At 39.5% G+C, this 11,573-nt stretch carries 15 protein-coding genes; 9 read left to right on the top strand and 6 right to left on the bottom strand.

The annotated features are described in order from the left end of the window. Positions 1-492 (top strand): ATP-binding cassette domain-containing protein (locus Q0625_RS08020; protein WP_298825572.1); only part of this gene is annotated, 492 nt, incomplete at its 5' end. 56 nt (positions 493-548) lie between these two features. On the opposite strand, the gene Q0625_RS08015 is transcribed toward Q0625_RS08020, so the two are convergent. The 6 genes from Q0625_RS08015 to Q0625_RS07990 form a co-directional block, all read right to left on the bottom strand. After that, on the bottom strand, positions 549-1,682 hold the full coding sequence (locus Q0625_RS08015; RefSeq protein ID WP_298825570.1) for a hypothetical protein: 1,134 nt from the start codon (positions 1,680-1,682) through the stop codon (positions 549-551). Positions 1,683-1,788: 106 nt separating this feature from the next. Next, a complete protein-coding gene (locus Q0625_RS08010; protein WP_298825568.1) occupies positions 1,789-2,235 on the bottom strand; it encodes a hypothetical protein in 447 nt (148 codons plus the stop codon). After that, positions 2,229-2,594, bottom strand: a complete 366-nt coding sequence (locus Q0625_RS08005; RefSeq protein WP_298825566.1) for a 3-hydroxyacyl-ACP dehydratase — start codon at positions 2,592-2,594, stop codon at positions 2,229-2,231. The genes Q0625_RS08010 and Q0625_RS08005 overlap by 7 nt, the downstream gene beginning before the upstream one ends. A gap of 13 nt (positions 2,595-2,607) precedes the next feature. Next, on the bottom strand, positions 2,608-3,213 hold the full coding sequence (locus Q0625_RS08000) for a hypothetical protein (RefSeq protein WP_298825564.1): 606 nt from the start codon (positions 3,211-3,213) through the stop codon (positions 2,608-2,610). Beyond that, positions 3,191-3,808 carry an outer membrane lipoprotein carrier protein LolA gene (locus Q0625_RS07995; protein ID WP_298825562.1) on the bottom strand — a complete coding sequence of 206 codons (618 nt, stop codon included), beginning with the start codon at positions 3,806-3,808 and terminating at the stop codon, positions 3,191-3,193. Before Q0625_RS07995 ends, Q0625_RS08000 begins: the two co-directional genes overlap by 23 nt. Positions 3,809-3,839: 31 nt before the next feature. Continuing rightward, positions 3,840-4,814 (bottom strand): alpha/beta fold hydrolase, encoded by a 975-nt coding sequence (locus Q0625_RS07990; protein WP_298825560.1) that lies wholly within the window; start codon positions 4,812-4,814, stop codon positions 3,840-3,842. 162 nt (positions 4,815-4,976) lie between these two features. Between Q0625_RS07990 and Q0625_RS07985 the strand changes: the two genes are divergently transcribed. The 8 genes from Q0625_RS07985 (at position 4,977) to surE (ending at position 11,549) form a co-directional block, all read left to right on the top strand. Further along, positions 4,977-6,083 (top strand): hypothetical protein, encoded by a 1,107-nt coding sequence (locus Q0625_RS07985; RefSeq protein ID WP_298825552.1) that lies wholly within the window; start codon positions 4,977-4,979, stop codon positions 6,081-6,083. Between the two features lie 67 nt (positions 6,084-6,150). Then, entirely contained in the window at positions 6,151-6,774 is a 624-nt protein-coding gene (locus Q0625_RS07980; RefSeq protein WP_298825549.1) for a hypothetical protein, read from the top strand. Positions 6,775-6,778: 4 nt separating this feature from the next. Further along, complete coding sequence (locus tag Q0625_RS07975; RefSeq protein WP_298825546.1) at positions 6,779-7,525, top strand: hypothetical protein; 747 nt, start codon at positions 6,779-6,781, stop codon at positions 7,523-7,525. Between the two features lie 10 nt (positions 7,526-7,535). Then, positions 7,536-7,994 (top strand): hypothetical protein, encoded by a 459-nt coding sequence (locus tag Q0625_RS07970; RefSeq protein ID WP_297974692.1) that lies wholly within the window; start codon positions 7,536-7,538, stop codon positions 7,992-7,994. Positions 7,995-8,009: 15 nt separating this feature from the next. After that, positions 8,010-8,318, top strand: coding sequence for a transcriptional regulator (locus Q0625_RS07965; RefSeq protein WP_298825543.1), 309 nt, complete (start codon positions 8,010-8,012; stop codon positions 8,316-8,318). A gap of 160 nt (positions 8,319-8,478) precedes the next feature. Further along, positions 8,479-9,852: a cell envelope integrity protein CreD gene (creD, locus tag Q0625_RS07960; protein ID WP_298825540.1), complete on the top strand. Its 1,374-nt coding sequence runs from the start codon at positions 8,479-8,481 to the stop codon at positions 9,850-9,852. 280 nt (positions 9,853-10,132) lie between these two features. Next, positions 10,133-10,660, top strand: coding sequence for a DUF4199 domain-containing protein (locus Q0625_RS07955; protein WP_298825537.1), 528 nt, complete (start codon positions 10,133-10,135; stop codon positions 10,658-10,660). Positions 10,661-10,769: 109 nt separating this feature from the next. Further along, a complete protein-coding gene (gene surE / locus Q0625_RS07950) occupies positions 10,770-11,549 on the top strand; it encodes a 5'/3'-nucleotidase SurE (RefSeq protein ID WP_276726961.1) in 780 nt (259 codons plus the stop codon). The last annotated feature ends 24 nt before the right edge of the window (positions 11,550-11,573 follow it).

The following is an 11,573-nucleotide window of genomic DNA, read 5'->3' as shown; positions in this document are numbered from 1 at the left end:
GATCAGACCCATAAGAATATAGACCCCGAAAAGAGCATTTGGGAAAACTTCTCCGAAGGACAAGACCTCATCCTCATGGGCGGTCGTCAGGTGAACTCCCGTGCCTACCTAAGTCGCTTCAACTTCTCTGGTAGTGACCAAAACAAGAAAGTAGCTACCCTCTCTGGAGGGGAACGCAACCGATTGCACTTAGCCATGACCCTCAAGGAAGAAGGCAATGTGCTGCTTCTAGATGAGCCTACCAATGACTTAGATGTCAATACGCTACGTGCTCTAGAAGAGGGGTTAGAAAACTTTGCCGGTTGTGCGGTCGTGATCTCCCATGACCGCTGGTTCTTAGACCGTATCTGTACCCACATCTTGGCATTCGAGGGGGATTCACAGGTGTATTTCTTTGAGGGTAGTTTCTCAGAATATGAGGAAAACAAGAAAAAACGTCTCGGTAAGGAAGTAACTCCTACCCGTATCAAATACAAAAAACTTACTCGATAATTAAAAAAGGTATCGCCCAAAAGCGATACCTTTTTCTTTAAATAAAAACAATAAACCTATTTAAACTCTACTTTAATAATTACTACTCCATTTTGTCCTTTTTCCTTAAAGTCAGTAGTTCGGGGAGCTCCTTTTTTGAAAATTGTAGTGGAAACTATCTTACTGATTTTAGCCAATTCACTCTGTGGGTAGTCCATCACATCTTTGTAATTGATAAGCACTAGCGGATAAGCCTCTGTGCGTTTTTGGTTTTTCTTGATATAGGCTTGATAGTCACGTAGGGACTTCTTTATCTTCGTTTTTAGGTTTTCGTCCAAGAGTTTTTCTCCTCCTTGCAAGGCTTCCGATGTACTACTAGTGGTAGTGCTAGCTGCTTCGGCTGATTCTGTATTCACTACTCGCTGACCGGTGCGGAACTCTTCGGATTTGCGCTTTCTCTCTTCCTCCTTAGCTCTCTTCTCTGCCTCTTTCTTAGCGTTATACTCAGCTACCTCACGGGCATACTTTTGCTTGGCTTCTTCTTCGGCTTTTTTCTTAGCTTCTTCTTCAGCCTTACGCTTTTCTGCCTCTTTTTGTAGAGCTAGTTTGCGTTCTAGTTCAGCCTTTTCTTTCTCCTCTTTTTCTTTTTCTAAGCGTGCTTTTTCTTTTTCATAGGCTGCATTTTTCTGAGCAATAGCCTCTTTCTCCTTAGCCTTTTTCTCTGCTTTTTCCTTTTCGGCTTTTTGCTGAGCGGCGAGTACTTCCTCATAATTAGCATCAAAGATAGGCTTGCCTTCAGCCTTACCGAAATCATAGTTGAAGTAGAATATTGGGCGGCTATCCTTGGTTGGTTTTCCTTTACCAAAATAAGCACACCAAGAAGGGTTTATTCTAAGATAATAACCCCAGCCATCAAAATAGCGTGTATAAGTATAGTTTTTGAAATCAAATAGCTTAGTAGTAAGGTTGTAAGTACCTACTTTAAAAGTAGAGCTACTGGTTTCTATATACTTTATTTTGTTGTTCTTATCCACTCCTAAGAAATAATCTACCTTATTCTCAGTAGTTTTTTCCTTTCTTAAGAACCCTAGAGGTGTCTCTAAGGTTTCGTTTAGGTGGTTATCCTTCCAAGAATCTTCCAGTTTGGGCTGTGCAAAGCTAAAAAAAGCTGTACAAAAGTACAGGGCTGTTAAAAAATACGATACTTTCATTTGTCTGATAATATAAAATTTTTGATTAAAACTTTTTTATGGGTGCAAATATACAAAAAATAATAAGAAAATCACAAAAGTAGAATAACTTTTCATCTCTTCTCTGTTATTTGACCTTGCTATTAATATAATTTTCTATATATTTCTTTAGAGGTTGAGGCTGTTCTGCAATATGATTTTGTATAAATGCCCTATCTTCTTTTATCTCAGAGCGATAGGGTACCACTTTAGGAAGGTGTTCTTGTACACTAAGGCGTACCATACGAAGTTCTATATTTTTAGGTTCTTTCTCTATTGCCCCTTCTATAAGGGCTTTACCCTCTTTGAGAGACTGCCGGAGCTTACCCGATTGCTTGGCATACATCATCAGGGCAGCCCCCTTATACGCCTGCAATAAGGGGGTGTTTGTACTCACCCCTTGCATAAGCTGGTAGAACTGTGCTGTATGTTCCTTCGTTGTGGAGGCGGTAGTATAGACCTTGCGTATCTCCTCTACCGATTGTCCTTGTGCAAAAAGTGGTATAAGGCAACATAACAAACAAAATCTTAGCATAACTTATAGGTATTAGTCAGTTTCAGTGCTATTGTATCACCAAAAGATGTAACATTCTTGACCACTATCACCTCTGGTTGCTCGGTAAGCTCCAATTGTAAGGAAAGTTCCCCTGCTGTATGGGGATTGATAAGAGTCATAAACTTTACCTGTGAGGTCTTACTCAAGAATAGTTTTTTTTGAGTAATTTTTTCGGTAAGTTCCTTGATAATCTGGAGCATACACACCCCAGGGGTAATAGGATTATCTGGGAAATGACCTGCAAAAATCGGGTGAGCAGGGTTTAGGGTAATGCGACAAATGTATTTCCCCTCGCCCTGAGGTTCTATCTGGTTGAGTGTATAAAAATCGTCTAACATAAGGTCTTTATTTTCATGGTAATACGTCTAAAACCATCTTCACAGGCAGGGTGTGATGTTCTATTACTAGCTCTGAGAGTTCCCCCATCTGCCTATAATAAGCGACAAAAGTAGTATAGGGCTTTGACTTCTTCGTATTGAGTTGTTGGTATATTTTCTTATCTTGATTTTCAAACAGATACACCTTCCTCTTTCCCTCCGTGACCACATAAGCCACCTCTTGATTATGAAGGTACTTATCCCCATACCTATCAGCTTCCAATAAATCCTCGAAATCCCGCTGGAGTAGCCTAATAAGTGGCTTTCTGTCTAAAGCCTCGGTTATATATTCCACACGCCAGCCTTGCCCTCTTTTATAATAGAATTTTAAAAGCGTATTACCAAAATCGGTAGTCAAGGCAATGATATGGCTATGCGTAAGGGTTTTTATAGCCAATACCCCATTGAAGCTATGTCCATAAGCCTCAATGGTAGCTCTTAGGTGATATTCACCTATGTCAAAATAAGGGTTGGGTATGTGTTCCCCTGTCTTTTCCTTCTGATAAGTATCAGGCAACGAATAGGAAGCTCCACAACTGATACATAAGAGGAAAATACTATAACGCAAAAACCGAATCATCAATAGGGGTATTGAATTGTTTATGAGTAAAAGTAATCTCTGTATAATCGTCCGTAGGTTCTATAAGCTTTACTCGGTCTACAGAAGCATCAGAGGAGAAAAACAAATGTATTTCCTTAATGTACTTGAGTAGGGTCTTGTCCTTGGGCTGGAGTTGCGCCTTGGTATCTTTTCCCTCATTATATAAGGTTACGGCAAACTCTTTTTGGTCAAACATATTACCACTTACCGTACTTACAATCAGGCTATTAATCTTTTTAAAAATCTTATTATCCGCCTTCATCTGGGAGACCTTCCCCGCATCATTGACCTTAATTTGATCTTTTTGGAAGACAATCTGATACTGATAGGGAGTTGTATATTGCCAATTGAGCCTATCAGGAGCTGAAAAGAACATTTTTCCCTTGGTCTCTATATCATTAGCCATAAACTCCAGATGCTTCCTTTGAGTGAAAGCCGTTTGCATGGTTTTGATTGTCTTATTTTTTGCCATCACCTTCTCCTTGAAAGCCGTAGCTTGTGCCTGAGAAAGTGGTTGCTGCCCCCATAGCACCGTAGTGGTGAGTAGGAACAAAAGAAAGGATATCGCTCTCATAAATGGGTATTTGTAGGTCTTCTTACAATAACTATGCCACAACGCCACCGAGACAAGGACGAATAAAGCTATCCAGCTGGTCAAACTCTATCAAAAAGGCATCATGCCCATGTATGGAATGGATTTCATGATAGGTAGTTTTCTTACCCATTTGCTTTAAAGCCTCGTAAGTAAGCCTATTTTCTTCAGGCACAAAATACAAATCTGTATCAGTGGCTATGATATGTATCTGGGTAGTCACAGGTGCCATTACCTGCTCGAATCCTCCCCTATCCTTGCAAATATCTATCGTTTTAACCAACTGATTCATCAGCTTATAAGCCTCAAGAGTAAAGCGGTTTTGGAGTTTTTCTCCGTGATGAAGCAGCCAAGTCTCTGTATTGAAAAGATTGCGTTCTATATTGACACTACGATCAAACTTTTCCTTGAGAGAAGCAGGCGTACGATAGCAAAGCATAGCGTGCATACGGGCATCGTGCAAGGGATTGTTGCCCTCCAAGAGTCGTTCTTGGACAAGGCAATTGGCTATTACCCAGTCAGTGGTCTTCCAGTCGGTAGCCACTGCGAAAAAATGGGTTATATATTGGGGTGCCAATGCCAGCATCTCCCAAGCAATACCGCCCCCTAAGGAACTTCCCGAAAGGATATCCACATGTTCCACTCCTAGCTGCTGCAAGCCCAAGAGGAAGATACGCGCTACATCGCGGGCTGTCCATAGCTTATAGTCAGTAATTAGCGCTCCATTACGATAGCCATTACCAGGTATATTAAAGCAAATCACCGTATGTGTAAGGGTATCAAAAGGCTTCCCCTCCCCTACTGTTTGGTTCCACCAACCATCCTTACCAATGACTTGAGAGTTTCCTGTAAGGGCATGATTCACTACAATCACAGGAGCCTCCCCCAAGGGCTGCCCAAAAAGCTGATAGGTCAGTTCCAAGCGAGAATATTCCTTTCCCAATAGGGTAGTAAAGTTATTGATTTCTATACACTTAAGTTCATCCATAGTACTATGTTCTGTCTTTGTAAGAAGTATATTATACTTCTTTTTATACTTGAGCGCAAAATTAGGTTTTTATAAGGAGATAAACAAATTTTTATAGTTTCAAATCGGGTATCAAAGAATGATATTTTACCTGCCTTATCTTTGCCCAAAAACACGGAGCTTATGAAACCCTTATTACATTTAGATAGGTTCAGCACCCCTAACCGACTTCTTGATGACCTCATAAAAGAAAGTATAGAGGCAAAGCTTTCCTCCTTAGAAAAGCTTCTTAAGGAGGCACAGCTACCTGTGATTAGAATAACTTGCTACAAATACAATCGATTGGAAGCCAATTGTCTTATTGCTCTAAGCCAAATACTTGATTTATTCCTCTATACACACATAAGAAAAGTACTTGAGCGAAAAGCCATGGTAATAAGTCTTCCTCCTTCCACTAACGATATCCAAGAGATGTTTGTCCGATTGCGTATAAATCAACAAGTATTTCACCATTGTTCCCCAAAGGAACTCTTCTCAAGCAAAAGCTTTCAAGAGGCTTCTCCTACTTCTTTTCCCATTACTTTTGGGCTTAATGCCAAAGAAGCCGAAGTATTTACTTTGCAAAAGATAGTCCCTATTTGGATAGAAGAAACAAATAAAGAAGCTACTAAGGATGTTATTTATCCGATTTTATGCTCATTACTACTAAAAAACACTCCTGACAATATAAAAATTATATGGATAGATCCCATTTTAGAAAAAGAACAACTATTTATCAATCAATTAATTACCCCCTATACTCCTTGGGTTGAAAAAGATAAACTATATAGCTGTGTATCAACCCCTGAAGAGATTAAAAATGCTTTTCATTTCCTAGAGAAAGAAAAAGAAAGAAGAATAAATACCTCTATTGCAAACTCTTTTAGCCCAAATAAAAAAACTATTGAGGCTAAAGAGTTCCCTGCTATTGTTGTTTTTGTTTGTCATCTTGACCAAATAGCCTATTGCCATACCAAAATTTTAGAGCGACTTATGGAAACCTGTAGCTCCACTCGGATCTTTCCTATTATCACAAGCATGACTAATAAGCGAAAGAAGATTTTCGACAAAATTAAATATCACATTCATTTTCCTCCTACCTATGAAAATAGTATGCAGGAAACGCTCTACCAACCCCGAGAAGGAAATGTCTTTATCCACAAAAGGACTTCTATAGTAAATACCACACTACTAACTTCCTCTCATGTTGAGGAAGAACTCCAAAGAATCGCCTCAAATTTCGATAAATAAAAAAATCCAAAAAACATTTGGTTATATCAATTATTTATCGTTACTTTGCAACTCAAAGTACTTTCTTATGGAAGAGCATAAATACTTAGATGATCTGAAGGAAATACGCCAGATGATGCGTCGCTCCACCCAATTTCTCTCCTTGAGCGGACTCTCAGGAGTATTGGCTGGGGTGTATGCCCTTATTGGGGCTGGTTATGCCTTTAAGATTTTGGAAGCACACCATTTGCAGGAGCCTTATGTGATTTTGGAGAGCTACACGTTCAAGAAATTAATAGCGATTGCCTTGGAAGTACTCATCGCTTCCATAGTTACCGCTTACTTGTTTTCCGCATACAAGGCCAAACGCAATGGAGAAACCTTGGTCAATACCACTTCCAAGCGTGCCTTATATAACTTTGCCCTTCCTCTGCTCACCGGAGGCGTACTCTGTGTGCTACTTCTAAGGAATGGCCATTATGGTTTGCTCGCTCCTATGACCCTGATATTCTATGGATTGGCGTGCGTGAATGTGAGCAAATATACGTTTGGTGATGTGCATTACCTTGGGATTACTGAAATCGTATTAGGTTTATTAGCTGCATATTTCCCTGGTTATGGACTTTTGTTTTGGACTTTAGGTTTTGGCCTATGCCATATCCTTTATGGAGGTATTATGCACTTCAAATACGAACGTAATAGAAAGAAATAAAGTAATGACAGAAGTTTTAAAACGCTATATTGATGCTTCTAATACTTTTCGCAAAGCAGCAGACCATCATGAAGGAGCTATCGCTCTTTACGACTTGTTATACGATTTGCAAGCCAAAGAAGAACGTACTAAGGAAGAGGAGCGTATCCTTACTGACACTTACACCTTATTAGAATACCATCTCTCTGCTTATGAGACTTTCTTACGCATTGCAGACAATACTAATTATAAGGAGAAAAGCAAACTATTAGTTTTGGAAGACAAAGCCAAAACACATAAAAATACTTTTTGTATCAAGGACATTCGCAAATTGAAAGCAAAGAAAAAGCAGAAAACTCTTAAAGTGACTGATTTTGAGAAAGTAGAAGATTTTGAGTCGGAATGCGAATATGTGCTCTCAACGAAAAAAGTAGTTATTTTGGGCAAAGAGGTAGAAGGAGAGGATTTTTCTTTCTTTATAAATAAAGAAACTCCTTTAGAGAGTTGTTTGCATAGTATAAATAAGTATTTAGAATGGCTTTCGGATGCTAAAACAACACTCATCAGCTATTACAATGAGCATTGTAGGGAATATACCCCTCAGGCTGATGATAATTGGTATAATACTTTGGAGGTATATAGCGGCCATATGTATATTGGAAGTACAGGAGTTGCTGCTCATATAAGTGCTGGGGATATTTTTACCCCTGATCATTTGTTAGATATAGACTTTGAAGGAAAAGAAATTACCCACATAGGATGGGACGGATAATAAATATATTATGAAAATTTTTATCACAACTCTATTATTTCTCATGGGAGGAGTAGCCCTAAGAGCACAAACCAATGATACAGATACCCAAAAGGCTATCGCTACTTTGAAGGAGTTTTACAAAGTAATATATGATGAGGTCTTAGATGACAAAGAGCCTCTTTTTAAAAAATATCTCTCTAAAGAATTGTTTCTCAAAGTATTTCCTCCCTCCCCACCAGGTGAAGACTATTCACCAGGATATGATCCTTTTATACAAGGACAGGACTATGAGGCAAAAACACTCAACAATAGCTTAAAAATCACCCACATAGAAAGCAATATCTATAAAGTGTGCTTCATTCAATTTAGTGAAGACAAAAAGAAGACTTGTGTAGATCTTCAATTAAAGAAAAATAGTCAAGGAAAATACATGATTACCAATATCTTAAGTGATAAAAATTTCTATATCAAACCAAAAAGGAATTAGTTAAGACACCATAAATTGAAGTCTCTTTTAGCACATATCAATAAAGCCTTTGACCATCGTATTCGCTTGGCAATCATGTCTGTACTCATGGTCAATGAAAGTGCCGACTTTAACACCCTCAAGGAACTCTTGGGCGTTACAGACGGCAACTTGGCCAGCCATACCCGCGCCCTTGAGAATGAGGAATATATCACCGTGGAGAAGACTTTTATCGGTCGCAAAACCAATACCCATTACAAAGCCACTGCCAAAGGCCGCCAAGCCTTCCAAGAACACTTAGAAGCCCTTGAGAAAATCATTGTAGTGACCAGTAATAGTGACTAACGACGAGTGATTAGTGACGAACTGCTCCTATTATTTTTTTAGGTTTTTACTTTGAAATACAAAGCGCTTTTTAATAATGACTAATGACTAATACCTCTAAGGACTTGTCACTCGTCACTTTTCACTTTTCACTTGTAACTAACTAAAATTCTTTATAAAAATGAACACTCAGAAATCAACTTTTGCAAACCTATTGCAATCCAACACCTTCCGTATGTTCCTTATTGGAACCTTAGCACTCTTATTGCTCATCCCGCTAGCCTTTGTCAAGGACTTGGTACGAGAGAGAAAATACCGCCAAGAGCGTGTTATAGAGGAAATTGACGAAAAATGGGGCGGCGCTATCTACTTCTATGGGCCTATTCTAAAGGTTCCTTACAAGGTTTATAGTGATGTAAAGCGTACGGCTTACACTACTTCCTACGCTTACTTCTTCCCTGAAGAACTCAAGAACAATTCGAAGGTAGAGACCGAGGTAAAAAAACGAAACAACTATGAGTCGGCTGTATTCACCGCTACTATGGACTTTACAGGGCAATATACCAGCCCTGATTTCTCAGCTAAGGGAATACTTGATGAGGATATAGAGTGGGACAAGGCCACCATTCTTATCCGTACAACTAACCTCAGCAGTATCAAGAATATTGTTACTATCACCTTGGCTGGAAAGCCCTACTCTTTTGAACCTATCTATGACCAAGAGGGACAGGAGAGCTATTCTTGGGAACGTTCTATGTCTTACCAAAGTGAAGACGATATGTACTATGATTCCCACAGCAGTACCATCGCCTCACTGGAAACCGCTTTTATTCCTAAGGAGATACTGACTAAGGCTTTGGATTTCTCGCTTTCTATTACCTATGACGGCAGCAAGAACATCGCCATCGCTCCTATTGGAAAAACCACAGAGGGTACTATTTCGTCCAATTGGCCTAACCCAAGCTTTGTTGGTAATTTTCTTCCCTATGACAAGCAAATTACCCCCCAAGGCTTTAGTGCTTCTTGGCGTGTACTGTATCTGAACCGTCCCTTCTCTCAGCAGTCCTTCGGAGAGCTACCGAGAATCAGTCAATATGCCTATCAGGTAAATTTTGTAATCCCTGTTGATGAGTATCAGCAGAACGAACGAGCGGTAAAATATGGATTCTTAGTCATAGGGCTTACCTTCCTTGTATTCTTCCTCTTGCAGAGTATCAGCAAGATAAAAATCCATATCTTCCAATATACCATGATAGGCCTAGCCTTGGTGCTTTTCTATACCTTGCTAATATCCATTACCGAGCATAGTAGTTTCTCCTTGGCGTACCTCATCTCTTCGGTGATGACCATTGGGCTTATCTCTCTGTATTCGGTAGCAATTCTCAAGAATAGGAGGTTTCCAGCCTTCATTGGTATTTCTTTAGCCGCCTTGTACGGATTCATCTATGTAATTATCCAGCTGGAAAACTACGCTTTATTAGTAGGCAGTTTGGGGCTTTTTGCTATCTTGGCCGTAGTGATGTATGTTTCTAGAAAAATAGACTGGAACCAATAAATAATTATCAATTGTTAATTATTAATCACTCAAGTTTTGCAAACTAAATAACTATTTAGGTTATAGAGCTTACGAAACTTGAGTTTTATTCTTAAATGCGAATTAATAGTTAAAATATTATCTATTAATTGCCTAATACACAATTTATTACATCTTAACAAATTAGATTATACAATTGTTTTTCTATCATTAATTGTCATAAATCATTGAACTTTATTCATTAGACATTGGTGACATTCAAAAATAATTCGTATATTTGTGCTGTAAAATTTACTAATTTATGAACACAGCATTCAAAAACATTGTTATCAAAAATGGGCTTTTCTTAGGATTTGCCTTAATCGCTTTTGAGCTTATCAAGTATGTTACTGGGACACTTTACACAAGTAACACAGGTTTAAGTATCCTCTTAAGCTTGGTTAGCATAGGGCTCTATGCTTATTTTATCTACTTAGCTGTAATCCAGTATAAGGCATCGAACAATGACCAACTCACTGTGGCTGATGGTCTGAAAGTAGGAGCCGTTGTTGGGGTCATTGCAGGAGTATTGTTAGGTATCTACAATGTTCTCTATACCACTGTTATTGATCCTGACTACTATGATAAGGTCATGGCTCTAGCTTCAGAAAAGTCGGCGGATGCTGTTGCCAATATGACAGAAGAGGAAATAGAAGCAACTCAAGATCTCCTACTAAAATTGAAACCTACCACAATAGCTACTTTCATCTATAGCATTGTTGGTGGTGCCATAGGAGGACTGATCGTTGGGACTATTGTAGGTCTTGTAAAGAAAAGCAAGAATAACTAATGGTTTATGACTAGTGACAAATAACAAATTACTGATGACTAATATTTATCGCTAGTAATTTGTTATTTGTCATTATTTTTGTACTTTTGCGCCATCATTTTGAGATGCTATGCAAAAGCCCTTAATTCTTATCACCAATGACGATGGCATTACCGCCCCTGGTATCCGTGCCCTTATTCAGGTGATGCTTCCTTTAGGAGAGGTAGTAGTAGTAGCACCCGATTCACCACAGAGTGGTATGGGACATGCTATTACAACTACCTCTGCCCTATTCTGCGAACAGGTACATACCCAAAGTGGTGCTCCTTTAGAATATCGCTGTAGTGGTACCCCCGTGGATTGTGTGAAGATAGCCAAGCACGAACTGCTTAAGCGTACCCCCGACCTATGCGTCAGTGGCATCAATCATGGTTCAAACTCCTCTATCAATGTGATCTACTCTGGCACCATGAGTGCAGCGGTAGAGGCAGGCGTGGGGGGGATTCCCGCCATTGGCTTCTCCCTATTGGACATGAATTGGAATGCAGATTTCTCCCAATGTACTGATTTTATACGTGATATTACCCTGAATGTACTCCAAAATGGCCTACCTCATGGAGTGGTACTCAATGTAAATATTCCCAAACTCAAGCGTGAAGAGATCAAGGGAGTGAAGGTATGCCGCCAAGCACGTGCCCACTGGGAAGAGCGCTTTGACCATCGCGTCAGTCCGCACGGGCGTAATTATTATTGGCTTACGGGCAAGTTCGTCTGCGAAGACGAAGGCACCGATACCGACGTATGGGCATTGGATCATGGCTATATCTCGGTTGTACCTATCCATGCCGACCTTACCCATTACCCTACTGTAGAACAACTTAACACATGGAAACTCAATGAAATATCATAGAAGCCAGAAAGATGTCCTCATCGG

Source organism: uncultured Capnocytophaga sp. (assembly GCF_938029845.1).
Classification (GTDB): Bacteria; Bacteroidota; Bacteroidia; order Flavobacteriales; family Flavobacteriaceae; genus Capnocytophaga.
The sequence above is the reverse complement of the archived record's forward strand: the minus strand, read 5'-3'. Positions and strand labels throughout refer to the sequence as shown.

Bases quoted from the DNA above. Each gene is read 5' to 3' on its own strand.
- Q0625_RS08015 (WP_298825570.1), bottom strand. From the start codon at position 1,682: ATGAAAGTATCGTATTTTTTAACAGCCCTGTACTTTTGTACAGCTTTT.
- Q0625_RS08010 (WP_298825568.1), bottom strand. From the start codon at position 2,235: ATGCTAAGATTTTGTTTGTTATGTTGCCTTATACCACTTTTTGCACAA.
- Q0625_RS08005 (WP_298825566.1), bottom strand. From the start codon at position 2,594: ATGTTAGACGATTTTTATACACTCAACCAGATAGAACCTCAGGGCGAG.
- Q0625_RS08000 (WP_298825564.1), bottom strand. From the start codon at position 3,213: ATGATTCGGTTTTTGCGTTATAGTATTTTCCTCTTATGTATCAGTTGT.
- Q0625_RS07995 (WP_298825562.1), bottom strand. From the start codon at position 3,808: ATGAGAGCGATATCCTTTCTTTTGTTCCTACTCACCACTACGGTGCTA.
- Q0625_RS07990 (WP_298825560.1), bottom strand. From the start codon at position 4,814: ATGGATGAACTTAAGTGTATAGAAATCAATAACTTTACTACCCTATTG.
- Q0625_RS07985 (WP_298825552.1), top strand. From the start codon at position 4,977: ATGAAACCCTTATTACATTTAGATAGGTTCAGCACCCCTAACCGACTT.
- Q0625_RS07980 (WP_298825549.1), top strand. From the start codon at position 6,151: ATGGAAGAGCATAAATACTTAGATGATCTGAAGGAAATACGCCAGATG.
- Q0625_RS07975 (WP_298825546.1), top strand. From the start codon at position 6,779: ATGACAGAAGTTTTAAAACGCTATATTGATGCTTCTAATACTTTTCGC.
- Q0625_RS07970 (WP_297974692.1), top strand. From the start codon at position 7,536: ATGAAAATTTTTATCACAACTCTATTATTTCTCATGGGAGGAGTAGCC.
- creD (WP_298825540.1), top strand. From the start codon at position 8,479: ATGAACACTCAGAAATCAACTTTTGCAAACCTATTGCAATCCAACACC.
- Q0625_RS07955 (WP_298825537.1), top strand. From the start codon at position 10,133: ATGAACACAGCATTCAAAAACATTGTTATCAAAAATGGGCTTTTCTTA.
- surE (WP_276726961.1), top strand. From the start codon at position 10,770: ATGCAAAAGCCCTTAATTCTTATCACCAATGACGATGGCATTACCGCC.